Genomic DNA, 22,137 nt, shown 5'->3' on the forward strand with positions numbered 1-22,137 from the left:
GTATCTATAAAAAAGGAGGTTAAATAATGAATAACAAATCCATGATCATTATCGGAGCCGGCGTGGCGGGACTCTCAACCGGTTGCTACGCTAGAATGAACGGCTATAAAACCCATATTTATGAACTGCATACTGCCCTGGCGGCCTTTGTACTGCCTGGCAGCGCAAAGGTTATACAATTGATGGTTGTATACACTGGCTACTTGGTTGCCAACCAAACTCGCCTTTTCATTCCCTTTGTAAAGAGTTAGGCATCCTAAAAAACAACCGTTTTCAGATTCTTAAAGAGTTTTCTTCCTTCTTGAACGAAAAAACCGGTCAAAAATTGGTTGTTACTTTTGACCTGAAGCGTTTGGCCAACGACATGAAAACAATGGCACCCGAGGACGAAAAAATTATTGACGAATTTATCGCTGGCTGCCATATTATGCAAGGTGTTTTCCATGCACCCAAGCCAGAACTTGTGGAATTTCTGAAAGATTACAACATGCCGGTAGTCGAGTTCGCCAAGAGCTTCAAAAATCATTATTTGCGTTGGTACATAACTCACATGATGGTCCCGCAAATGCCGACGTATGCAATGTTATTTACACTCGGGCTGTTGGCCGATGGGCAGTTGGGTTTGGTAGAAGGCGGTTCCCTAAACTTTTCCCTTGCCATTGCTCAGTATTATCAGGATTTGCAGGGGGAAATAACCTATGGGGCCCGCGTAGAAGAAATACTTGTAAAAAACAGCACCGTGATCGGCATTCGGCTGGCTGACGGCAGCGAACACCGGGCTGATGTGGTCGTTTCGGCTGCCGATGGTTTCAGTACTATTTTTCAAATGCTGGGCGGAAAATATGTTGACCAGAGTATCCGTGAACGGTATGCACAGTGGCCCATATTTTGGCCAATTCATCTCATCAGTTTCGGTGTTGCCCGCCAATTCCCTAATGAACCACCGGTCAAAAAGATTTTACTTAAAGAACCCATTCATACCGGTGTCCAAGATACGGATAATTTTCGGTTGCGAATCTTTAACTATGACCCTTCTTTAGCACCTGAAGGCAAGACAGTCGTTCAGGTTTTGCTGGACACAGATTTTGACCACTGGTATCATTTACAGGAAAACAGAGCCCTTTATGAAGCTGCAAAGGCAAAGCTGGCCCACGATGTGCTGCGGCGGCTAGAGACCCTCTACCCCGGTATTTCCTCCCAGGTAGAAATAACGGATGTAGCCACACCCTATACTTTTTGGAGGTATACCCGCAATCATCGGGGCTCCTTTGAGGGCTGGCTGCCGACACCCGAGGCAATGAGAACCACCATACCTAAAACTTTGCCGGGTTTAGCCAATTTCTATATGGTCGGCCAATGGGTCCAGCCCGCAGGCGGTATTGAGCAGTCGATCTCTTCAGGACGCAACTTAGTGAAAACTCTCTGTGAACAGGAAGCAATGGAATTTTCTACGGTCAAACCGTAATGCTAGTATATTCTTTCCATTTCGATAACTATAACAATTCCAAAATAGACAAGGGGCTATCAGAGAACACAGAGGACACAAAGGGACGGTTCTTTTGTGTTCCCTTGTGGTTATTATTGTGAGAACAATCCTGCTATGTCATAATTAAAGTAATCAATTTTAAATTGAGGGGGGACTAAATGAATACAAATGTAATGACGACTATTCCTTTTACTATTGATCGTGATTTGCTATTTACACATTTACATACACATTTACATATCAAGCCGGACGAACTTTATGCCCAGGATGTAGAAAACATGATTGAGCAAGCGTTGAAAATCGGCAAACCCAAGGTCGCCTATCGATTAGCCTATATAGAGTCCAAGGGAGACGATTTTGTCGTAGTGGACGGAATTAAGTTCACCAGTAGAATATTGCGGGTCAACCTGGAAGAAACCTTTAAAGTTGTCCCTTATGTTATCACTTGCGGGGAAGAACTTGAAGAATGGGCAAAAACCTTTAATCATATGCTTGAAACCGGTTGTGCCAATGGCATTATGGAAGCAATTATGCATTCCGCCCGGGTGCACTTTTTTGCCAAAGTTGAGGAAGAATATCATTTAGACCATGCCGTCAACATGAATCCCGGTTCTCTTGAAGATTGGCCGCTCAAAGAACAAGCACCTTTATTCCAACTGTTAGGTGATGTCAAAGGCTTAATCGGGGTGGAATTGAAAGAAAGCTTTCTCATGAGCCCTCTAAAAACAGTATCCGGTTTCCGATTTTCTAAGAAAGGCGGTTACGAGAATTGTCAGCTTTGCCCTAGAGAGAAGTGCCCCGGGCGGAGAGTCCCTTATGATCAAAATTTGTATGCAGAAAAGTATCAATTAAAGTAATGCGATTCGATCAAGCCCCTCGCATCGGACGGGCTTGATGCTTTTTGGGAGACACCCGATTCTCCATTACTAACGAGTTGATTTTTAGCCATTTTAAAAGGCTCTTAAGACAGCAAAAAGCCCCGCAAACACTGGATTTGCGGGGCTTTGGTTTTTGTAGCTATTAACGTTTGGAGAATTGAGGAGCACGACGTGCTTTCTTAAGACCGTATTTACGACGCTCCTTCATACGAGGGTCACGGGTTAAGAAGCCAGCGCGCTTTAATACAGGACGCAGATTGGGGTCGGCTTGTATTAAGGCACGAGCAAGACCATGTCTAACAGCACCTGCTTGACCGCTTACGCCACCACCAATTACCTTAGCCAGAACGTCAAAACGACCTGTTGTGCTGGTTAACTCCAGGGGTTGACGAACAACCATATCTAAAGTTTTACGACCAAAATAGTCTAATACTTCTTTGTTATTTACGACAATTTTACCTTCGCCAGGAACCAAATAAACTCTGGCTACGGCGTTTTTACGACGACCAGTTCCGTAAAACTGTACTTGAGCCACAATATTTCCTCCTTCCGGTAAAGATCTTAAAAATTAGCAGTTCCATACTTCCGGCTGTTGAGCCTGATGGGGATGTTCACTACCTACATAAACCTTTAGTTTTTTAGCCTGTTGAGCTCCTAAACGGTTGTGAGGCAGCATACCTTTAATGGCTTTCTCTACCATCAGTTCAGGCCGCTTATCCATCATAACGCGGTAAGAAGTTTGCTTTAAACCGCCAGGATAGCCACTGTGCCGGTTGTACATTTTCTGATCCAATTTATTACCGGTAAGGATTACCTTATCAGCATTAATAACAACCACAAAATCTCCGGTGTCTACATGAGGTGTAAACATAGGAGTGTGCTTGCCACGCAGGATACGTGCAGCTTCTACTGCAACACGACCAAGTACCTTTCCTTCGGCATCTATGACATACCATTTCCGCTGTACCTCAGCTGGCTTGGCCATAAACGTAGTCTTCATTTATACGTTACCCTCCCTATAAAGCCTTAAAGCCTGTGCCAGCTTACGATAACGGGGCGGGAATCGCAACTGGCCACACATAAGAGTATTTTAATCCATCGCTATACCCCTGTCAAGTAGAAGCGTCTTACTTTATCGTTGGAAGATTTTCTGCACCCGCATTCGCCTCGTACTCCACTTCCATTAAACACAATCCCTGGGGTGGGACTGTGGAGCCTGCCAGGGTACGGTTCCTGGCCTGAATAATCTTTGGTATGTCTTCTGACTTTATTTTACCAATACCAATTCCCAGTAAGGTGCCTGTGATAATGCGAACCATATTGTATAGGAAACCATTTCCCCTTAGGTAAAGATGCATAATCGGTAATTCCTCAACAATTTCTGCCCGAAAAATGGTTCGGATGGTATCCTTAACCGGTGTGCCTTGGGCTTGAAAACTTTTAAAATCATGGCTTCCCAGTAGATACCGGGCACCTTCCTGCATGGATTTGAGATCCAGCTTCCTTGGTTCATGGTAGCAATAAAGTCGATGAAAGGGTGAAAGAACCCTATGGTTGTAAATGGAGTAACGATAGGTCTTGGCCAAGGCGGAAAACCTAGCATGAAAGTCCAGTGGTACTTCCTCTGCTTTAATAATTTTAATATCTGGTGGTAATAGGGCATTCATTGCTACGTGTATCTTTGCCACGGGTATTGGCCACCTATCACTGCGAAAATTAACAACCTGCCCCAGGGCATGAACCCCTGCGTCGGTACGACCAGCCCCGATTACCTGAATGGGGCTTTTAGCAAGAGTACGAAGGGCTCTTTCCAATGCTTCCTGTATGGTTAACAAGCCAGTTCCCCTTTGCTCTTGAAAGCCGTGATAATTTGTCCCATCATAGGCCAAGGTTAGCTTAATATTTTTCATCCGGCCCCTCCAACGATCCAATCTCCGGCAATTTTTACGGGCGTCTGACCTCCAAGGATTACGGTAACCAAAGTAGCCAGCACTAGCAGCAGGATCACTCGATCCATCCTTTTGTATCGATACTGCCTTAGCCTTGTACGACCCTGGTCACCCCTATAGCAGCGTGCATCCATGGCCACGGCCAAATCATCTGCCCTTCTGAGAGAACCTGCCAGCAAGGGAACCAGCAAGGCCACCGAGGCCTTGACCCTTTGGCCAAGCTTGCCGGAAGCAATATCTCCCCCCCTGGCTTGTTGTGCTTTCATAATAACCTCGGCTTCTTCCAATAGAGTGGGAATAAATCTCAAGGCTATGGTTAGCATCATAGCTAATTCGTGAACTGGCAACCCCATGGATTTAAAAGGGTTGAGAAGCTTTTCCAGTGCCCCAGTAAGATTCACCGGCGTGGTCGTCATGGTAATCAGCATGGTCGATATAATCAGCAGGCCTAACCGATAAACAAGCCTAAGACCTAGGAAAAGCCCCTCACGGCTAACTTTAAATAAGCTCCACTGCCAGAGTGTTTCTCCGGGGTAGGAGATAGACTGTACAATCAGTCCAATTAGTAGGAAAATCCAAAGGAATTTCATGCCTCGCAGGAAGGCCGTAAGTGGTACCTTGGCGAAAGCCAGGGCCAATAACACGGGTAAGGCAGCCACAGGATAATCCAACGGCTGTTTAGCGAATAAAACGGATGCCACAATAATGGGTAAAGCCAACAGCTTGGCCCTGGGGTCCATACGATGGATTATGGAGTTACCGGGATAATACTGACCCACTGTAATATTTGAAAAAAGGGACAAAGTGTTCTTCCTTCCTGTTTTGACGACTAATGGCTAACTACTAAAATGGCCCCTGGCCTTTAATAGCCTCCCCACTTCCCGTTCAGCCTCATGGAGGGTGGTCATTTCCTTAACAGAAACTCCTTTCCCCTTAAGAGAAGCAGCTAGCTCGGATGCAAAGGGAACGCCGAGGCCCAGGGCTTCTAGTTTTTCCTTGTTGTTAAAAACTTCCTGGGGTGTACCCTCCATGGCTACTTTGCCCTGTTGCAAAACGGTTACACGGTCTGCACGGCAAGCCACCTCTTCCATATCGTGGGTTACCAGGACAATGGTTACCTTTTCCTTACTGCACAGGGTGCTAAACATATTCATTAATTGTTGACGTCCACGGGGATCGAGACCGGCTGTTGGTTCATCCAGCAATAATATTTTAGGCTCCATGGCTAGGATTCCTGCTATGGCCACTCTTCGTTGTTGACCCCCACTAAGCTTAAAAGGTGATACTTGAAAGTATTCTTTTTCCAGCTTTACCCTGTCCAGTGCCCTTTTAACCCTACGGTTAACCTCGGTTTGCCCTAAACCAAGATTTTGGGGCCCGTAGGCTACATCGTGCCAAACGGTATCCTCAAATAATTGTTTTTCAGGGTATTGGAAAACCACCCCTACCTGACGCCATAATTGAGTACGGTTTTTTTTAATAGACAAATCTAATCCGGCTATTTTTACTGTACCCTTGCCTGCTATTAACCCTGCCATTACTTGCAGTAGGGTAGACTTTCCTGAGCCCTGGGAACCTATGATGGCCCTAAACTCCCCCTCAGCCACTGAGAAATTCAAGTCACCTAGAGCCTGTCGCTCCATCGGGCTTTTGGGGGCATAGACTACATTTAGTCCTTTAATCTCAATTATTGGGGACATAGATGCTCAATCCAATCTGCTACAGATAGTGAGGCCTTGGGCACAATCAGGTCCTTTTGCTTAAGTCTGCGGGCTAGTTCTGCCGCCGGAGGAAGTTCCAAACCAAGCTTGGCCAGCCAGTCAATATCAGCAAAACACTCCTGGGGAGTCCCTTGGAAGGCTACTTTCCCTTGTTCCATTACAACAACCCGATCAGCCGTTACTGCCTCTGACATATCATGGGTCACTAACACAAGGGTTTTGCCCATTTTTTTTAATCTGTTAAGTTCCTGGAGAACTTTTTTCCTGCCTCCAGGGTCCAACATGGAAGTGGGTTCGTCTAGAACCAACACCTCTGGTTCCAAGACCAATACCGCAGCGATGGCTACCCTTTGTTTTTGTCCGCCTGAGAGTTTGTGAGGGGGAAATTCCAGCAAGGACGTTAGGCCCATTGCCTGACTTATATCATTAATTCGTTTTTTCATTTCTTCTGGTTCAACACCCATATTTTCCATGCCAAAGGCCAGTTCTTCTTCCACCAATGCAGCCACTAACTGGTTATCCGGGTTTTGAAAGACCATGCCTACTTTGCTTCTGATTCCCCAAATATTCGTTTCATCACAGGTGGCTAACCCATCTACAATAACCTTGCCCTCAATGGGTAATAACAAACCGTTTAATAGGCGGGCCAAGGTTGACTTGCCAGAACCATTGGGACCTAGCACCGCAATGGTTTCCCCGGGAAAGAATTCTAGATTAATCTTCTCTAGGGTGTATTTTTTACTTCCCTCTGGATAGCGATAAAAAACGTTCTTAACAGATATAATTGGGTTTCTCATATTACCTCACAGAAAAAATAACGGTAGCCCTCGGATGGACTCATATGCCAAAAAAGCCCCAGGAGACCAAAATAGGTTTATCCCCGGGGCTTTTTGCCTTACATTTAGGCAAGGCGAAACGGAAACCACACTAGCCCGGGGTTTCCGCCAATTCTTTACGCCATGGAATTATACTAGTTCCAACAGCACCATTTCAGCTGCGTCACCCCGGCGATAACCCACTTTAATGATGCGTGTGTATCCGCCTTGGCGATCAGCATATTTGGGAGCGATGGTATCAAAAAGTTTTTTCACTACATCTTCTTCATAGATGTATTCTAAGCACTGGCGGCGAGCAGCCAGGTCGCCTTTTTTGGCAACAGTTACCAACTTATCAGCAATGCTACGTACATCTTTAGCTCTGGGTCCGGTGGTTTCAATCCGTTCATCCCGGAATAAAGAGGTAACGAGGTTTCTCAGCATCGCTTTGCGATGGCCAGTGGTTAAACCAAATCTACGATAGCCCACAATTCGTCCCTCCCTTACTCGTCTTCGGTTCTAAGCGACAGGCCTAGTTCGTGTAATTTATTAATTACTTCTTCCAGCGACTTCTTGCCAAGGTTACGAACTTTCATCATATCCTCTTCGTTACGCTGAATCAGTTCTTCTACAGTGTTGATGCCAGCCCGTTTCAGGCAGTTGTAGGAGCGTACAGACATGTCAAGTTCCTCAATCGTCATCTCAAGGATCTTGTCCTTTTGCTCCTCTTCCTTTTCTACCATAATTTCCACATCATTAACTGTCTCGGTTAAACCAACAAACAGCCTAAGATGCTCATTTAAAATTTTGGCAGAAAGGCTTGTGGCCTCGTCCGGTCGGATACTGCCGTTGGTCCAGACCTCAAGAGTGAGCTTGTCATAGTCCGTTATCTGACCTACCCGAGTGTTTTCCACATTGTAATTCACCCGGCGTACCGGTGTATAGATAGAATCAATGGGTATAACCCCTATAATATGCTCGCCCTTTTTATTCTTCTCTGCTGAAGAATAGCCCCGGCCTTTGTTTACGGATATCTCCATAAACAACCTTCCACCGGTGTCAAGGGTTGCCAGATGCAACTCCGGATTTAGGATTTCTACATCGGCATCACAAATAATATCACCGGCAGTGACGGGACCTTCGGTCTGAGCTTCCACCCGAAGAACTTTTTCCTCGTCGCTGTGAATTTTAAGGCAAAGATTTTTCAGGTTTAGAATGATATCGGTAACATCCTCTTGAACCCCGGGAACTGTGGCAAATTCATGCAATACACCCTCAATTTTAACGGATGTAACAGCAGCCCCAGGCAGGGAGGATAGTAGAATCCTGCGCAGCGAGTTGCCCAGGGTAATCCCGTAACCACGCTCCAGCGGTTCTACTACAAATTTACCGTATGTGTTATCCTCACTCTGTTCAACAATCTCAATCTTCGGCTTTTCAATCTCCAACAATTCGGTAACCCTCCTTTGGCCGGACCGGAACTAACATACCGACCAATTACCTGGAATACAGCTCGACAATTAAGTGCTCTTCAACCGGAGCGTCGATTTGATCCCGGCTGGGTAATGCAATAACTCTACCTTTGGCTTCTTGACTGTCATACTCCATCCAAGCCGGAGGAGTACGATCAGCAGATCTCTCCATTAGTTCTTTAATACGTGGGGAGGCTTTACTCTTCTCACGAACAGCAATTTCATCACCAACACGAACTTGGAAAGAAGGAATGTTTACCTTTTTACCGTTTACGGTAAAGTGGCCATGCAGAACCAGTTGTCTTGCCTCTACCCTAGAAGCGCCTAGGCCTAGACGGTAAACTACATTATCCAAGCGACGCTCTAAAAGACGCAGCAGGTTCTCACCGGTAACACCGGGTTGACGCTCTGCATGTTCAAAATAGTTGCGGAAAGGCTTTTCTAGTACACCGTATATACGACGTGCTTTCTGCTTTGCACGCAACTGAATACCATATTCAGAAACTTTCTTGCGACCTTGACCATGTTGTCCGGGAGCATAACTACGACGGTCAATAGCACATTTACCGGTGTAGCAGCGGTCTCCCTTCAAATACAGTTTGAGGCCTTCACGCCGACAAAGACGGCAGTGTGGACCAGTGTATCTTGCCATGGAAACTCATGCACCTCCCTAATTACACTCTCCGGCGCTTAGGCGGCCGGCAACCATTATGCGGAATCGGAGTAACATCCTTAATCATGTTAACTTCCAGACCAGCAGCCTGCAGTGAACGAATTGCAGCCTCACGTCCGGAACCAGGTCCCTTAACTGTAACTTCTACTTCTTTCAAACCGTGTTCCATCGCGTCTTTGGCGGCAGCTTCTGCGGCCATTTGGGCAGCAAAGGGAGTGCTTTTACGGGAACCCTTAAAGCCAACTTGACCAGCACTGGACCAGCCAAGGGTATTGCCCTTAAGGTCAGTAATGGTAACGATGGTATTGTTAAAGGTGGACTTAATATGTGCCACACCTGACTCAATATTTTTCTTGTCTTTGCGTTTAGTTCTTACTTGGCGACGAGCCATGTTTGTTCTTTACCCCCTCTCGCCTTACTTCTTCCTGCGTGCACCAACCGTCCTCTTGGGACCCTTACGGGTACGAGCGTTGGTTTTTGTACGCTGGCCGCGAACAGGAAGTCCGCGACGGTGTCTGAGGCCACGATAACAGCCAATTTCAATCAGACGCTTGATGTTGAGAGCAACTTCTCTGCGGAGGTCACCTTCAACCTGAACATTTTTATCAATATAATCTCTAAGCTTGTTGACTTCTTCTTCTGTTAAATTTTTAATTCTAGTTTCTGGGTTTACGCCAGTTTGGGCTAGAATTTTTTGAGCAGTTGGCTTACCAATGCCGTAGATATAGGTAAGAGCGATTTCTGCTCTCTTATCTTTCGGCAGGTCCACCCCGGCAATACGTGCCATATTACGAATACACCTCCCGTGTTACCCTTGCTTTTGCTTGTGCTTGGGATTTTCGCAGATAACCATAACCTTACCTTCACGGCGGATAATCTTGCATTTTTCACAAATCGGTTTAACCGATGGTCTGACTTTCATAATGTAACCCTCCTTTGGGGGATCTTGTTTACTTAAAGCGGTAAACGATGCGACCCCGGGTTAAGTCATAGGGAGACAGTTCCACCGTAACCCTGTCGCCAGGTAGTATACGGATAAAATTCATCCGAATTTTTCCCGATACATGTGCCAGTACCTTATGTCCGTTCTGTAATTCCACCCGAAACATCGCGTTTGGGAGCGGCTCTAATACTTTACCTTCTACTTCTATAACATCATTTTTTGACATTGCTCTTTTAACCAACCTCCTTAACCTTTGAGTAAAGGCTACTCCTGGAGCTTTCTGATCAATATAGCCAATTCAGACATGATCTCTGCATTTGTTAACTTCACTTGAGCAGCTAGCTTTGTAGCGATCACCTCTGAATACATCTGATAAATTTTAAGATGCTTCAGGTTCTTTCTCTTGGGTTTCTCTATACCACGATATTCCCCATCGGTAACATTTACAAAACTATTGCCAGAAGTGCTAACAACCAGGTAGTACCTTTCAACATCACGCCCCTGGGTCGAACTTACCAATTGCCCGGGCCTCACTTCTTCTACCAAACCTTGCACCTCCAACACTTTTATGTGCAGGGCATCTACAGTTTTGTTAGAATTTCCGGTGTATCATCGGTTATGGCGATTGTATGTTCAAAGTGAGCTGACAACCTTCCGTCTAGGGTTACGACCGTCCAATCATCCTCAAGGGTACGTACCTCAAAGGTGCCCAAGTTTACCATTGGTTCAATTGCTAATGTCATTCCTTTTTTTAGCCTGGGTCCTCGGCCAGGAGGTCCAAAATTGGGTATCTGAGGATCCTCATGCATTTTGGCTCCTATACCATGCCCCACATAATCCCGAACAACTGACATGCCCTGTTTCTCGACACATTTTTGGACGGCATTCGAAACGTCGGAAAGGCGATTGCCTTCCACCGCTTGAGCAATGCCGGCATATAATGATTCTTCGGTTACCCTTAGAAGTTGCTGAGCCTCTTGACTGATGGTACCCACTGGTAATGTAAGGGCACTGTCACCAACAAAACCATTTATTACCGCACCACAGTCAATGCTAATAATATCCCCATTCTCCAATTTTCTTAAACCGGGGATTCCATGTACAACTTCTTCATTCACAGAAGTACATAGAGTTCCGGGAAAACCGCCATACCCTTTAAATGCCGGTTTAGCACCTTTACGAACAATAAAATCCTCAGCCTCTTGGTCAAGCTCCTTGGTTGTAACGCCCGGCTTAACCATATCTTTGAGAACTTCAAAGGTTTCGGCCACAACTCTTCCGGCATCCCGCATATAGTTTAGTTCTCGCTCGTTTTTAATAGTAATCATTTATTTCACCCGCTATTTCAAGAAGCCTTGGTAACTCCGCATCAGCAGGTGAGATTCAATCTGCTTCATCGTATCTAAAGCAACACCCACAACAATCAATAGCGCGGTGCCGCCAAAGTATACGTTGGGAATACGGGTTAACACTAGTATTACGTTTGGCAGGATAGCAATCAGTGCTAAGAAGACTGCACCAGCCAAAGTGATTCTACTCATTACTTTGCCAATATATTCTGCCGTGGACCGTCCAGGACGTAAACCAGGAATGAAGCCACCGTACTTCTTAATGTTCTCTGCCATATCAACTGGATTCATAATTACTGCTGTGTAGAAGTAAGTAAAACCAATAATTAGCAAAGCATATAAAAGACTGTTGAGTACGCCACCCCAGGCAAACCACTTTAAGTACCAATCGGCAACGCCGCTACCTTGGAACCAAGAGGCAATTTGACCCGGAAACATTAACAGTGAAGAAGCAAAGATAATAGGAATAACTCCAGCTTGGTTTACCTTTAAAGGCAAGTGGGAGGTTTGCCCGCCGTATACACGACGTCCCACCACACGCTTAGCATACTGTACAGGGATGCGACGTTGACCTTCCTGTACATATACAACGGCAACTATCACCAGAATACCAATAATCACCAGAGCCAGTATGCTAAAGATATTAATTGTTCCTGCCTGTAGATACTGTCCAATGCTAACCATCGCTGAGGGAATTCTTGAAACGATACCAGCAAATATCAGTAGTGATATACCATTGCCTATTCCTTTATCTGTGATTTGTTCGCCCATCCACATTAACAGAACGGTTCCCGCTGTAAATGTAAGGGCCACAGTCAGGTAGTTTAAGGTACTGGGGCTAGCCAGCGCACCCTTTAGAGCCATGGTCATGCCGATGGCCTGAACAAAAGCTAGCACTGCTGTAAAATACCGGGTATATTGGGTAATTTTTTTACGCCCCTCTTCCCCTTCCTTGGCTAATTTCTCTAAATGAGGAATTACCACCGTCAGGAGCTGCATAATAATCGAGGCGTTAATGTAAGGGGTAATACTCATGGCGAAGATACTCGCGTTTTTGAATGCACCCCCGGAAATAACATCAAAGAAACCAAGCAATTGACCCTTTGTCAGCAGGTTGGCAAATGCTTCCGGGTTAACTCCAGGTACCGGTATGTGGGCACCAACCCGGAACAAGAAGAGCATTGCCAGGGTAAAAAGCAGCTTGCTCCGCAGTTCGTCAAGTTTGAACGCAGTTGTCAGGCTGTTTAACACCCTTAGATCACCTCGGCTTTTCCGCCTGCAGCAGCAATCTTTTCGGCTGCTGTTTTACTAAAGGCGTGAACTTTTACGGTTAATGCTTTGTCAAGTGTGCCATCTCCCAAAATCTTCACACCGTCGCCAATCTTCTTTATTACACCTGCTTCAAGCAATAATTCTGGAGTTACTTCCGTGCCGGCTTCAAAAACATTTAATTGATCCAAGTTGATAGCAGTAATCTGCTTCTTGAAAATGTTTGTAAAACCCCTCTTCGGCAACCGACGCTGTAACGGCATTTGACCGCCTTCGAAACCAGGACGAACACCGCCGCCTGATCTTGCATTTTGACCTTTGTGACCTTTGCCGGCAGTTTTACCTAAACCGGAGCCGATACCTTGACCCTTACGGGTTGGTTTTGTTCTTGCACCGGGAGCTGGTCTTAGTTCGGAAAGATTCACCGGTACACCTCCTTTAGGCTTCCTCAACCTTAATCAGATGAGAAACTTTATTGATCATACCCCGAATACCAGGGGTATCGTTTTGTTCAACCATACTATTGGTCTTACCCAAGCCAAGGGCGCGGACAATTTTCCGCTGTGCCTCAGGCCTGCCGATAAGACTGCGTACAAGCGTAATTTTCAGCTTGGCCATTGTCCGTCCCCCTAACCTAATAATTCTTCTACGCTTTTGCCGCGTAGTCGAGCCACTTCTTCTGGGGTCTTAAGCATCTTAAGTCCCTCCATGGTAGCGTTTACCATGTTGTTGGCATTATTGGAGCCTAAGGATTTTGTTAAGATATCTCTTACACCAGCTAATTCCAGGATGGCACGTACAGGACCACCCGCAATAACACCAGTACCTTTAGCGGCTGGCTTCATTAAAACTTTTCCAGCTCCGAAGCGACCTTGTACCTCGTGGGTTATGGTAGTTCCGTTTAAGGCAACTTCTACCATGTTTTTCTTAGCATCTTCAATTCCCTTGCGAATAGCTTCAGGAACTTCAGCGGCTTTACCTAAACCGGCACCCACGTGGCCATTACCGTCGCCAACTACCACCAGAGCGGAGAAGCTAAAGCGCCGACCACCCTTAACAACCTTAGCAACACGGTTAATATAAACAACCTTTTCGGTTAGTTCCAGCTTGCTGGCATCAATTCTTGCAGCCATGTGTCGTTGCTTCCCTCCTTTAAGATTAGACTAAAAGTCTAATCCTGCTTCTCTGGCAGCATCTGCCAGAGCTTTTACACGACCGTGGTAGAGGTATCCTGCACGGTCAAATACTACTTCCTTAACACCCTTTTCCAGGGCTAGCTTGCCGACTAAATCGCCAACAGCTTTGGCAGCTTCAATGTTACTGCCATTTTTCATTTTTCCCTTTAGTTCCGGCGATAGGGTTGAAGCAGCAACCACGGTCACGCCAGTTTCATCATTGATGAGTTGGGCATAGATATTATTCAGGCTGCGGAAAACGTTAAGACGTGGTCTTGCCGCTGTACCCAAAATTTTATTCCGGACTCTGCGACGACGTTTTGCACGTATCGCTTTACGGTCAGGTTTGGTAAGCAACCGAGTTCAACTCCTTCCCTATTTCTTGCCTTTACCGCCGGCTTTACCGGCCTTGCGGCGAATGATCTCGCCTTCGTATTTAATACCCTTGCCTTTGTATGGCTCAGGCTCACGAACTGCACGGATATTGGCCGCCAATTGACCTACGGCTTGCTTATCGCATCCCTTGACAGCAATCTTAGTTACTGCGGGAACTTCGATCTCTATACCAGCCGGGGGTTCTATTTCAACCGGGTGAGATTTACCGATGGTCAGCACCAGCTTATTACCCTGCTTGGCAGCACGGTAACCAACACCAACCAGCTCAAGGTTACGCTGGAAGCCATTGGTCACCCCTACCACCATGTTACTTAACAGGGTGCGGGTTAGACCATGTAAAGCTCTGTGGTTCTTAGCATCACTGGGACGCTCTACCACCAGATTGCCTTCCTCCAGTTTAATGATCATATCCTGGTGGAATTCCTGTTCCAATTGACCTTTGGGTCCTTTAACAGCTAATACTTTGCCGTCGATTTTTACATCAACACCCTGGGGTACTGGAATAGGCTTTTTACCAATCCTGGACATCTGTCACACCTCCTGTTACGACGCTTACCAGACGTAGCAAATGACTTCGCCACCGAGACCGGATTGACGTGCTTGCTTATCCGTCATAATTCCCTTTGATGTGGATACAATGGCGATACCTAAGCCACCTAATACTTTAGGTATTTGGTCTTTCTTGGCGTATACACGCAGACCGGGCTTAGAAATTCTTTTTAGTCCAGTGATAACGCGTTGTTTATTCATACCGTACTTAAGATACAGTCTAATAATTCCTTGTTTACCATCTTCAATCGTTTCAAAATCTTTAATGTAGCCCTCTTGCTTCAGGATCTCAGCAATAGCCTTTTTTACATTGGAGGCCGGGGCTTCTACCTTATCATGGTAAACAGTGTTAGCATTGCGAACCCTTGTTAAAAAATCCGCAATGGGATCAGTCATGACCATGTGATGCAACCTCCTTCCTGATTACCAGCTGGCTTTCTTTACTCCCGGAATCTCCCCGCGATAGGCAAGCTCCCGGAAGCAAATACGGCAAATACCAAACTTTCTCATATAACCATGGGGCCGCCCACACAGTTTGCAACGATTATGTCCTCGCACCGTAAACTTTTGTGGTGCATTCGCCTTATTAATCATGGATTTTTTGGCCACCGAATTACCCTCCTTTACCGGAAGTTAGCTTACTTAACAAAGGGGATGCCCATAAGTTTTAGTAGCTCTCTGGCTTCTTCGTCAGTTTTTGCAGTGGTTACGAATGTAATATCCATACCACGTACCTTGTCTATTTTGTCATACTCTATTTCTGGGAAAATCAGCTGTTCCTTCAGGCCCATGGTGTAGTTACCACGTCCGTCAAAGGATTTATCTGATACTCCACGGAAATCTCTAACCCGAGGTAGAGCAACGTTGAACAGTCTATCAACAAATTCATACATACGCTCACCGCGCAGGGTTACTTTTGTACCAATGGTCATACCTGCACGCAGTTTAAATGCAGCGATTGACTTTTTAGCTTTAGTTGTAATGGGGCGTTGGCCGGTAATGGTCATTAAATCACCAACTGCAGCATCAACGGCTTTGCTGTTTTGAACGGCTTCGCCCAAACCAACGTTAACAACAACTTTTTCAAGCTTAGGAGCCTGCATGATATTCTTATAACCAAACTTTTGTATTAAAGCCGGTTGAACTTCGCTCAGGTACTTATCCTTTAGCCTTGCCACGTTTTTTCCTCCTTTCCTAGCCCTTATTAGCTGAGTAATTCTCCGCAATGTTTGCAAATACGCTCTTTGTTACCACTATCCAAAACTTTCTTTTGAATACGGGTAGCTTTGTTGCACTTGTTGCAGAACAGCATAACATTAGAGCTATGGATGGGGGCCTCTTTTTCCACTATACCCCCCTGGGGCATTTGGGGAGTGGCCTTCTGATGACGCTTAACAACGTTTACACCTTCAACAGTCACACGACTTTTAGCTGGTTCAACAGTAACAACTTTACCTTTTTTGCCAGCATCTTTGCCTGTGATTACCATTACAGTATCGCCCTTACGAACGTGAACTTTCGGCATGTAGTTCATACACCTCCCGATTAAGAGGCGAGAGGACATTTAAGGTTGGATCGAATTTCTCTCCTACCACTCTTACCTCTTGCTTAATCCGACTAGATAACTTCAGGTGCAAGTGAAACAATCTTCATAAAGTCTTTTTCACGCAACTCCCGGGCTACGGGTCCAAAGATACGTGTTCCCCTGGGGGTTTTGTCATCTTTGATGACAACAGCGGCGTTTTCATCAAACTTTATATAAGAACCGTCTGGACGGCGTACTTCTTTAGCAGTGCGTACGATAACACACTTAACAACATCACCCTTTTTAACAACGCCGCCGGGTGTAGCTTCTTTTACGGAAGCAACAATGATATCGCCAACACTGGCATAACGACGCAGGGCACCACCTAAAACACGAATACATTGTAACTTTCGGGCTCCTGTGTTGTCTGCTGCCTTTAATCTCGTTTCAACTTGAATCACGAATAAAACCTCCCTTCGTGCCCGGTATTAGCCAAAATTAAAGTTGTTCGGCCCTTTCCAGGATTTCTATCAGACGCCAGCGCTTATCCTTGGAAAGCGGACGGGTTTCCATGATACGTACAGTATCGCCAATGCGACAGCTGTTATCTTCATCATGAGCTTTAAATTTTGTAGTCTTACGAATGGTGCGGTTATATAAAGGGTGGCGAACACGATCTTCAACAGCCACAACGATCGTTTTTTCCATCTTGTCGCTGACTACTTTACCTTGACGAATCTTGCGCATGTTACGCACTTGTTCCACCATCGTACCTCCTTCCTGGTCGATGACATATTGCACGACCCTATCGAATACCTAATTTTCTTTCGGTTTCGACGGTCTTTAAGCGAGCAATATTACGTTTAACATCTTTGATTTTCATGGGGTTATCCAATTGTCCGGTTGCCAATTGAAATCTTAATTTGAAGAGTTCATCTTTGGAGTCATCTATCTTCTTAGCCAGTTCGACATCAGAAAGATCTCTGAGTTCCTTAACTTTCATTGGCTTCACCTACTTCCCCACGTGCTACAAACTTGCATTTAATAGGCAATTTGTGTATTGCCAGGCGCAAAGCTTCACGTGCCACTTCTTCAGAAACACCTGCTACTTCAAACATTACGCGACCTGGTTTAACAACAGCTACCCAATGTTCCGGAGCACCTTTACCAGAGCCCATACGTGTTTCAGCAGGTTTCTGGGTAATCGGCTTATCCGGGAATATACGAATCCAAACTTTACCACCACGTTTGATATAACGGGTCATAGCAATACGAGCAGCTTCGATTTGACGGTTAGTAATCCAACCAGCCTCAACGGCCTGGATTCCGTATTCACCGAAGCTTACCTCTCTACCGCCCTTGGAAATGCCGCCGTTACCGCGGGGACGGTGCTGCTTACGGAATTTAACCCTTTTCGGAATAAGCATCGGTTACTCGCCTCCTTGACCGGCTGCGGGTTTTTTCGCTTCCGGTAAAACTTCTCCTTTATAGATCCAAACTTTTACGCCAATTTTACCGTAGGTAGTATTGGCCTCAGCGAAGCCATAATCAATATCCGCACGCAGAGTATGCAAGGGTACTTTACCTTCACTATACCATTCGGAGCGGGCGATTTCAGCACCACCCAATCTGCCGCTGCAGGCAATTTTGATACCCTTGGCACCCATTCTCAGGGAGCGCTGTACGGTTTGTTTCATCGCACGACGGAAGGCAATACGTTTTTCCAACTGAGAGGCAATGTTTTCTGCCACCAATTGTGCATCTGCTTCCGGTGTTTTAACTTCTACGATATTTACGTGAACTTGCTTGCCAGTCATCTTCTCCAGCTGTTTGCGTAAAGCTTCTACTTCCGCACCACCACGACCAATGACAATACCAGGTTTGGCAGTGTTAATGGAAACCTTTACACGATTAGCCGCACGTTCAATTTGAATTCTAGAGATGCCGGCTTGGTAAAGCTTGCGCTTAATATATTCACGAATTTTTACGTCCTCAATTAACAAATTGGAGTAATTGCGTTTATCAGCAAACCATTTACCATCCCAGTCTTTGATTATGCCAACACGCAAACCCTTTGGGTTAACCTTCTGGCCCACGCAATTATCCCTCCTTTTTATCCGAAACCACTACAGTAATGTGGCTGGTCCTTCTTTTTATAATATCTGCACGGCCCATGGCCCTTGGCATCATGCGCTTTAGGCTGGGACCTTGGTCAACGAAAATTTGGGATACTACTAATTCATCTTTATCCATATCGTTATTGTGTTCCGCGTTTGCAGCGGCGGATTTTACCACTTTGCTCACTGCCGCAGCAGCCTTATTCGGGGTATAACGTAGAATGGCTAAGGCCTCTTCTACTTTTTTGCCACGAATTAAATCAACTACCATGCGGGCTTTACGCGGGGAGACACGGATAAATTTTGCGATAGCTTTCGCTTCCATGGTTTATCCCCCTTACTTAAGTCCTGTGGACCGTTCTGATTTATCAGCGTGGCCTCTGTAGGTACGGGTAGGTGCAAATTCACCCAATTTATGTCCAACCATATCTTCAGTAACATATACTGGGATATGTTTACGACCATCATAAACAGCAATGGTGTGGCCGATCATCTGTGGGAAGATAGTTGAGCGGCGGGACCAGGTTTTGAATACCTTTTTTTCGCCCTTCTCATTCATCGCTTCAATTTTCTTCAGAAGGTGATCGTCAATAAACGGTCCTTTTTTTAGAGAACGAGCCATTATGAACCTCCTTCCGGGTCATGGTCATGTTCCATGCTCACGGGGCCGGGTGTGTTGCTGCCCCTATTTATTTCTTATTACGGCGTTTTACGATCAAGCGATCGCTTTTCTTTCTGCCCCGGGTTTTAACACCCATAGCCAGTTTGCCCCAGGGAGTAGCTGGGTTGCGGCCGATTGGGTTACGACCCTCACCACCACCGTGTGGGTGATCCACAGGGTTCATAACTTTACCACGAACAGTGGGTCTGATGCCTAAGTTACGGGAACGACCAGCTTTACCAATCTTGATGTTCTCGTGTTCAATGTTACCCACTTGACCAATGGTAGCACGGCATTCTTGTAATACTAAGCGCATTTCTCCGGAAGGCAGACGCAGTGTTGCGTGTTTTCCTTCCTTAGCCATTAATTGCGCTGAACCACCAGCTGAGCGTACCATTTGTGCGCCAGCGCCGGGGTTTAATTCAATGTTGTGTACCATGGTACCAACAGGAATATTGCGTAACGGTAAGCAGTTGCCTACTTTGATGTCTGCATCTGGACCAGACACAACGGTTAGGCCAACTTCTAGTCCTACCGGAGCAAGAATATAACGTTTTTCACCATCTGCATAGTTCAACAGAGCAATACGTGCAGAACGGTTAGGATCGTATTCAATAGAGGCAACCCGAGCTGGGATACCATCTTTATTACGTTTAAAATCGATTACGCGGAACATCCGCTTGTGGCCACCACCCCGGTGCCTAACAGTCAGTCGGCCCTGGGCGTTGCGTCCCCCGGTCCTTTTTACGGGAACTAGCAGAGATTTCTCAGGTTCTACCTTGGTTATCTCGCTAAAGTCGGGAACAGTTACAAACCGGCGGCCAGGTGAGGTAGGTTTATAATTTTTTACTGCCACCTGGGCTTCCCTCCTTACAGTCCTTCAAAGATCTCAATCTTGTTGCCTTCTTTTAAGGTAACAATGGCTTTTTTACGGTCAGAGGTTCTGCCGGTGAATTGACGAACGCGCTTTTGTTTACCCTTAACGCGCATGGTGGTCACCTTGTCAACCTTGACCTTGAAAATTTCCTCAACAGCCTTTTTAACTTCGGTTTTGTTAGCATTGAGATCTACAATAAAGGTATATTTGTTCTCTGCTAATAAACCAGTACTTTTTTCAGTTACCACCGGCTTGATGAGGATATCGCGTGGGTTTTTCATTACGCCAGCACCTCCTCAATTTTAGCAACGGCATCTTTGGTGATAACCAGCTTGGTATATTTCAGTAAATCGTAAACGTTTACTCCATCTGCCTTTAAGGATTTAACACCTTCAATATTTCTAGCGGATTTTTCAACATTTAAGTCACGGTCAACAGTTACTACCAAGGCCTTATCGGCTTTCAGATTACTCAAAATACGCACCATTTCTTTGGTTTTGGGAGCATCTATGCTCAGGCTGTCTAATACTACGATGTTCTGACCCAATACCTTGCTGGAAAGAGCGGATTTAAGAGCTAAACGACGCACTTTCTTGGGCAGAGAAATGGAGTAATCCCTGGGATGGGGTCCAAACACAATACCGCCCTTGCGCCAGATCGGAGATCTGCTGCTACCAGCTCTGGCACGACCAGTGCCTTTTTGACGCCAGGGTTTGCGTCCGCCACCGCGTACTTCCGATCTAGTCTTCGTGTCGTGGGTACCTTGGCGTTGGTTGGCCAACTGCATATTTACTACTTCATGCATAACATGCTCGTGGGGCTCAATACCAAAAACTTCATCTTTAAGTTCCACTTCGCCAACTTGTTCGCCGTTGATGTTATATAAAGCTACTTTAGGCATTAGTTCACAGTCCTCCTTTCACTGCGTCGCAGCTACTTTGCTTTGACGCTATTCTTAACCAGTAATAGGCCACCCCTTGGTCCGGGTACTGCACCTTTAATAGCAAGCAAATTGCGTTCTGGGTCAACTTTTACTAACTCAAGGTTTTGAACCGTTACACGATCAAACCCGTGGTGACCGGGAAGCTTTCTACCCTTAAAGGTACGAGCAGGGCCTTTTGCTGCGGAGGAACCGGGACGACGGTGATACTTAGAACCATGGGTCATGGGTCCGCGATGGAAGTTGTGACGTTTGATACCACCGGCAAAACCTTTACCCTTGGATGTTCCTACAACGTCCACCTTTTCGCCTTCGGCAAAGATGTCCGCCTTAATTTCTTGACCTACTTCGAAGGCTTCGAGGTCATCTACTTTAAATTCCCGCAAAAAACGGACAGGGCGCACACCAGCTTTGGCCAAGTGGCCTTTGGTTGGTTTGTTCAATAGATTCTCGCGTTTTTCACCAAAACCCAATTGAATCGCGCTGTAACCATCGTTTTCTGGGGTTCTTTTTTGTACTACCAGACAAGGACCTGCTTCAACAACGGTAACAGGAATAGCAACACCTGCATCGTTAAAGATCTGGGTCATGCCGATCTTTTTGCCAAGAATACCTTTTGGCATGGTAACACCTCCTGTTATAGTCAGAGGTTAGAAGCCTCCTATAGCATCGCTCCTAACATACACTGCGGGGTCAATTACAGTTTAATTTCAATATCCACGCCGGCAGGTAAATCCAAGCGCATGAGCGCATCTACAGTTTTCGGAGTGGGCTCAAGGATATCAATTAAACGTTTATGCACACGCATTTCAAATTGTTCCCGGGAGTCTTTATTGACGTGGGGGGAACGCAAAATGGTGTAAATGCTTTTTTCAGTGGGCAGAGGTACTGGACCTGCTACCTGAGCACCAGTCCGCTTGGCTGTATCAACAATTTTAGTTGCAGACTGATCTAGCATTTGATGATCAAAGGCCTTTAGCCTAATTCTAATTTTTTGGCTTTTCATTACTTACTCTCCCTTCGTCCGATTCGCGGACTACTCCATGGAAATTACCTCATGCCGCGAGCAACCTTCCATTTCATCGCTAGTCATTCTCGAAGATCCGTGTTCGTGTTTCGAGGTTCGATCCGGGCATTTCCCCCGGGTCTTTCTTTAACCTCGAACTCCGAATCTCTAACTATTATTATTCGCGGATACCCGTTACTACACCGGCACCTACGGTACGGCCACCTTCACGGATCGCGAAGCGCAGACCTTCTTCAATGGCGATGGGGGTAATCAGGTCGACATCTACTTTAATGTTGTCACCAGGCATTACCATTTCTACGCCTTCGGGTAGTT

General features: G+C 45.9%; 40 protein-coding genes and 1 pseudogene. 3 read left to right on the plus strand and 38 right to left on the minus strand.

All coding sequences use genetic code 11. From position 1 onward, the window contains the following. Positions 1-26 precede the first annotated feature (26 nt). The 3 genes from V6C11_RS15640 (at position 27) to V6C11_RS15650 (ending at position 2,343) form a co-directional block, all read left to right on the plus strand. Positions 27-251: an NAD(P)-binding protein gene (locus tag V6C11_RS15640; protein ID WP_333532136.1), complete on the plus strand. Its 225-nt coding sequence runs from the start codon at positions 27-29 to the stop codon at positions 249-251. Further along, positions 191-1,465 carry a phytoene desaturase family protein gene (locus tag V6C11_RS15645; protein ID WP_333532171.1) on the plus strand — a complete coding sequence of 425 codons (1,275 nt, stop codon included), beginning with the start codon at positions 191-193 and terminating at the stop codon, positions 1,463-1,465. The genes V6C11_RS15640 and V6C11_RS15645 overlap by 61 nt, the downstream gene beginning before the upstream one ends. A 179-nt stretch (positions 1,466-1,644) precedes the next feature. Continuing rightward, entirely contained in the window at positions 1,645-2,343 is a 699-nt protein-coding gene (locus V6C11_RS15650; protein ID WP_333532137.1) for a vitamin B12 dependent methionine synthase, read from the plus strand. A gap of 163 nt (positions 2,344-2,506) precedes the next feature. Here V6C11_RS15650 and rpsI read toward each other — a convergent pair whose 3' ends face one another. The 38 genes and pseudogenes from rpsI to tuf all read right to left on the minus strand — a co-directional run. Then, positions 2,507-2,899, minus strand: a complete 393-nt coding sequence (gene rpsI, locus V6C11_RS15655) for a 30S ribosomal protein S9 (RefSeq protein ID WP_333532138.1) — start codon at positions 2,897-2,899, stop codon at positions 2,507-2,509. A gap of 33 nt (positions 2,900-2,932) precedes the next feature. Then, positions 2,933-3,364 carry a 50S ribosomal protein L13 gene (gene rplM, locus V6C11_RS15660; protein WP_333532139.1) on the minus strand — a complete coding sequence of 144 codons (432 nt, stop codon included), beginning with the start codon at positions 3,362-3,364 and terminating at the stop codon, positions 2,933-2,935. A gap of 127 nt (positions 3,365-3,491) precedes the next feature. Next, the gene (gene truA, locus V6C11_RS15665; protein ID WP_333532140.1) at positions 3,492-4,274 is read right to left on the minus strand and encodes a tRNA pseudouridine(38-40) synthase TruA; all 783 of its coding nucleotides are present in this window, start codon (positions 4,272-4,274) and stop codon (positions 3,492-3,494) included. Continuing rightward, positions 4,271-5,116 carry an energy-coupling factor transporter transmembrane component T family protein gene (locus V6C11_RS15670; RefSeq protein WP_333532141.1) on the minus strand — a complete coding sequence of 282 codons (846 nt, stop codon included), beginning with the start codon at positions 5,114-5,116 and terminating at the stop codon, positions 4,271-4,273. The genes truA and V6C11_RS15670 overlap by 4 nt, the downstream gene beginning before the upstream one ends. Positions 5,117-5,149: 33 nt before the next feature. Then, positions 5,150-6,013 (minus strand): energy-coupling factor transporter ATPase, encoded by an 864-nt coding sequence (locus V6C11_RS15675; protein ID WP_333532142.1) that lies wholly within the window; start codon positions 6,011-6,013, stop codon positions 5,150-5,152. Beyond that, positions 6,001-6,831 (minus strand): energy-coupling factor transporter ATPase, encoded by an 831-nt coding sequence (locus V6C11_RS15680; RefSeq protein WP_333532143.1) that lies wholly within the window; start codon positions 6,829-6,831, stop codon positions 6,001-6,003. Before V6C11_RS15680 ends, V6C11_RS15675 begins: the two co-directional genes overlap by 13 nt. 168 nt (positions 6,832-6,999) lie before the next feature. Next, positions 7,000-7,338, minus strand: a complete 339-nt coding sequence (gene rplQ / locus V6C11_RS15685) for a 50S ribosomal protein L17 (RefSeq protein ID WP_333532144.1) — start codon at positions 7,336-7,338, stop codon at positions 7,000-7,002. 14 nt (positions 7,339-7,352) lie between these two features. After that, positions 7,353-8,300 (minus strand): DNA-directed RNA polymerase subunit alpha, encoded by a 948-nt coding sequence (locus V6C11_RS15690; RefSeq protein WP_333532145.1) that lies wholly within the window; start codon positions 8,298-8,300, stop codon positions 7,353-7,355. A 46-nt stretch (positions 8,301-8,346) separates the two neighbouring features. Continuing rightward, positions 8,347-8,973: a 30S ribosomal protein S4 gene (gene rpsD, locus V6C11_RS15695; RefSeq protein ID WP_333532146.1), complete on the minus strand. Its 627-nt coding sequence runs from the start codon at positions 8,971-8,973 to the stop codon at positions 8,347-8,349. 22 nt (positions 8,974-8,995) lie between these two features. Beyond that, the gene (gene rpsK / locus V6C11_RS15700; protein ID WP_333532147.1) at positions 8,996-9,385 is read right to left on the minus strand and encodes a 30S ribosomal protein S11; all 390 of its coding nucleotides are present in this window, start codon (positions 9,383-9,385) and stop codon (positions 8,996-8,998) included. Between the two features lie 24 nt (positions 9,386-9,409). After that, positions 9,410-9,781 carry a 30S ribosomal protein S13 gene (rpsM, locus tag V6C11_RS15705; RefSeq protein ID WP_333532148.1) on the minus strand — a complete coding sequence of 124 codons (372 nt, stop codon included), beginning with the start codon at positions 9,779-9,781 and terminating at the stop codon, positions 9,410-9,412. A 21-nt stretch (positions 9,782-9,802) separates the two neighbouring features. Further along, positions 9,803-9,916 carry a 50S ribosomal protein L36 gene (rpmJ, locus tag V6C11_RS15710; RefSeq protein WP_003544690.1) on the minus strand — a complete coding sequence of 38 codons (114 nt, stop codon included), beginning with the start codon at positions 9,914-9,916 and terminating at the stop codon, positions 9,803-9,805. A 28-nt stretch (positions 9,917-9,944) separates the two neighbouring features. Then, positions 9,945-10,163 (minus strand): translation initiation factor IF-1, encoded by a 219-nt coding sequence (gene infA / locus V6C11_RS15715; protein WP_003544696.1) that lies wholly within the window; start codon positions 10,161-10,163, stop codon positions 9,945-9,947. Positions 10,164-10,201: 38 nt separating this feature from the next. After that, positions 10,202-10,492 (minus strand): KOW domain-containing RNA-binding protein, encoded by a 291-nt coding sequence (locus tag V6C11_RS15720; protein WP_333532149.1) that lies wholly within the window; start codon positions 10,490-10,492, stop codon positions 10,202-10,204. 26 nt (positions 10,493-10,518) lie between these two features. Further along, the gene (gene map / locus V6C11_RS15725) at positions 10,519-11,265 is read right to left on the minus strand and encodes a type I methionyl aminopeptidase (RefSeq protein WP_333532150.1); all 747 of its coding nucleotides are present in this window, start codon (positions 11,263-11,265) and stop codon (positions 10,519-10,521) included. A 12-nt stretch (positions 11,266-11,277) separates the two neighbouring features. Further along, on the minus strand, positions 11,278-12,537 hold the full coding sequence (gene secY, locus V6C11_RS15730; protein ID WP_333532151.1) for a preprotein translocase subunit SecY: 1,260 nt from the start codon (positions 12,535-12,537) through the stop codon (positions 11,278-11,280). Between the two features lie 2 nt (positions 12,538-12,539). Further along, the gene (rplO, locus tag V6C11_RS15735) at positions 12,540-12,980 is read right to left on the minus strand and encodes a 50S ribosomal protein L15 (protein WP_333532152.1); all 441 of its coding nucleotides are present in this window, start codon (positions 12,978-12,980) and stop codon (positions 12,540-12,542) included. A 13-nt stretch (positions 12,981-12,993) separates the two neighbouring features. Beyond that, positions 12,994-13,173, minus strand: a complete 180-nt coding sequence (rpmD, locus tag V6C11_RS15740; RefSeq protein ID WP_333532153.1) for a 50S ribosomal protein L30 — start codon at positions 13,171-13,173, stop codon at positions 12,994-12,996. 11 nt (positions 13,174-13,184) lie between these two features. Then, entirely contained in the window at positions 13,185-13,688 is a 504-nt protein-coding gene (gene rpsE / locus V6C11_RS15745; protein WP_333532154.1) for a 30S ribosomal protein S5, read from the minus strand. A gap of 30 nt (positions 13,689-13,718) precedes the next feature. After that, the gene (gene rplR / locus V6C11_RS15750) at positions 13,719-14,087 is read right to left on the minus strand and encodes a 50S ribosomal protein L18 (protein ID WP_333532155.1); all 369 of its coding nucleotides are present in this window, start codon (positions 14,085-14,087) and stop codon (positions 13,719-13,721) included. An 18-nt stretch (positions 14,088-14,105) separates the two neighbouring features. Beyond that, positions 14,106-14,654: a 50S ribosomal protein L6 gene (gene rplF / locus V6C11_RS15755; RefSeq protein ID WP_333532156.1), complete on the minus strand. Its 549-nt coding sequence runs from the start codon at positions 14,652-14,654 to the stop codon at positions 14,106-14,108. A gap of 24 nt (positions 14,655-14,678) precedes the next feature. Beyond that, positions 14,679-15,077 (minus strand): 30S ribosomal protein S8, encoded by a 399-nt coding sequence (gene rpsH / locus V6C11_RS15760; RefSeq protein ID WP_333532157.1) that lies wholly within the window; start codon positions 15,075-15,077, stop codon positions 14,679-14,681. A gap of 21 nt (positions 15,078-15,098) precedes the next feature. Next, positions 15,099-15,284, minus strand: a complete 186-nt coding sequence (locus V6C11_RS15765; RefSeq protein WP_011876617.1) for a type Z 30S ribosomal protein S14 — start codon at positions 15,282-15,284, stop codon at positions 15,099-15,101. A 29-nt stretch (positions 15,285-15,313) separates the two neighbouring features. Further along, positions 15,314-15,853, minus strand: coding sequence for a 50S ribosomal protein L5 (rplE, locus tag V6C11_RS15770; RefSeq protein WP_333532158.1), 540 nt, complete (start codon positions 15,851-15,853; stop codon positions 15,314-15,316). Between the two features lie 26 nt (positions 15,854-15,879). After that, entirely contained in the window at positions 15,880-16,200 is a 321-nt protein-coding gene (gene rplX / locus V6C11_RS15775; protein ID WP_333532159.1) for a 50S ribosomal protein L24, read from the minus strand. A 92-nt stretch (positions 16,201-16,292) separates the two neighbouring features. Further along, positions 16,293-16,661: a 50S ribosomal protein L14 gene (gene rplN, locus V6C11_RS15780; protein WP_333532160.1), complete on the minus strand. Its 369-nt coding sequence runs from the start codon at positions 16,659-16,661 to the stop codon at positions 16,293-16,295. Positions 16,662-16,698: 37 nt separating this feature from the next. Next, entirely contained in the window at positions 16,699-16,968 is a 270-nt protein-coding gene (gene rpsQ / locus V6C11_RS15785; RefSeq protein WP_333532161.1) for a 30S ribosomal protein S17, read from the minus strand. A gap of 37 nt (positions 16,969-17,005) precedes the next feature. Then, a complete protein-coding gene (gene rpmC, locus V6C11_RS15790; RefSeq protein WP_333532172.1) occupies positions 17,006-17,203 on the minus strand; it encodes a 50S ribosomal protein L29 in 198 nt (65 codons plus the stop codon). Further along, complete coding sequence (gene rplP, locus V6C11_RS15795) at positions 17,193-17,627, minus strand: 50S ribosomal protein L16 (protein ID WP_333532162.1); 435 nt, start codon at positions 17,625-17,627, stop codon at positions 17,193-17,195. The genes rpmC and rplP overlap by 11 nt, the downstream gene beginning before the upstream one ends. Positions 17,628-17,630: 3 nt before the next feature. Next, positions 17,631-18,296 (minus strand): 30S ribosomal protein S3, encoded by a 666-nt coding sequence (gene rpsC, locus V6C11_RS15800; RefSeq protein WP_333532163.1) that lies wholly within the window; start codon positions 18,294-18,296, stop codon positions 17,631-17,633. A gap of 4 nt (positions 18,297-18,300) precedes the next feature. Further along, a complete protein-coding gene (rplV, locus tag V6C11_RS15805) occupies positions 18,301-18,642 on the minus strand; it encodes a 50S ribosomal protein L22 (protein ID WP_333532164.1) in 342 nt (113 codons plus the stop codon). A gap of 12 nt (positions 18,643-18,654) precedes the next feature. Further along, the gene (gene rpsS, locus V6C11_RS15810) at positions 18,655-18,939 is read right to left on the minus strand and encodes a 30S ribosomal protein S19 (protein WP_333532165.1); all 285 of its coding nucleotides are present in this window, start codon (positions 18,937-18,939) and stop codon (positions 18,655-18,657) included. 67 nt (positions 18,940-19,006) lie between these two features. Then, a complete protein-coding gene (gene rplB / locus V6C11_RS15815) occupies positions 19,007-19,834 on the minus strand; it encodes a 50S ribosomal protein L2 (RefSeq protein WP_333532166.1) in 828 nt (275 codons plus the stop codon). A gap of 14 nt (positions 19,835-19,848) precedes the next feature. Then, on the minus strand, positions 19,849-20,136 hold the full coding sequence (gene rplW, locus V6C11_RS15820) for a 50S ribosomal protein L23 (RefSeq protein WP_333532167.1): 288 nt from the start codon (positions 20,134-20,136) through the stop codon (positions 19,849-19,851). Continuing rightward, on the minus strand, positions 20,136-20,756 hold the full coding sequence (gene rplD / locus V6C11_RS15825; RefSeq protein ID WP_333532168.1) for a 50S ribosomal protein L4: 621 nt from the start codon (positions 20,754-20,756) through the stop codon (positions 20,136-20,138). The genes rplW and rplD overlap by 1 nt, the downstream gene beginning before the upstream one ends. 32 nt (positions 20,757-20,788) lie before the next feature. Continuing rightward, entirely contained in the window at positions 20,789-21,418 is a 630-nt protein-coding gene (gene rplC, locus V6C11_RS15830; protein WP_333532169.1) for a 50S ribosomal protein L3, read from the minus strand. 74 nt (positions 21,419-21,492) lie between these two features. Continuing rightward, positions 21,493-21,801: a 30S ribosomal protein S10 gene (gene rpsJ, locus V6C11_RS15835; protein WP_003544757.1), complete on the minus strand. Its 309-nt coding sequence runs from the start codon at positions 21,799-21,801 to the stop codon at positions 21,493-21,495. Between the two features lie 178 nt (positions 21,802-21,979). Beyond that, a pseudogene (gene tuf, locus V6C11_RS15840) lies at positions 21,980-22,137 on the minus strand (elongation factor Tu); the annotation flags it as partial.

The sequence above is a fragment of the Desulfotomaculum sp. 1211_IL3151 genome (assembly GCF_036763075.1).
Taxonomy (GTDB): Bacteria; Bacillota; Desulfotomaculia; order Desulfotomaculales; family Desulfotomaculaceae; genus Desulfotomaculum.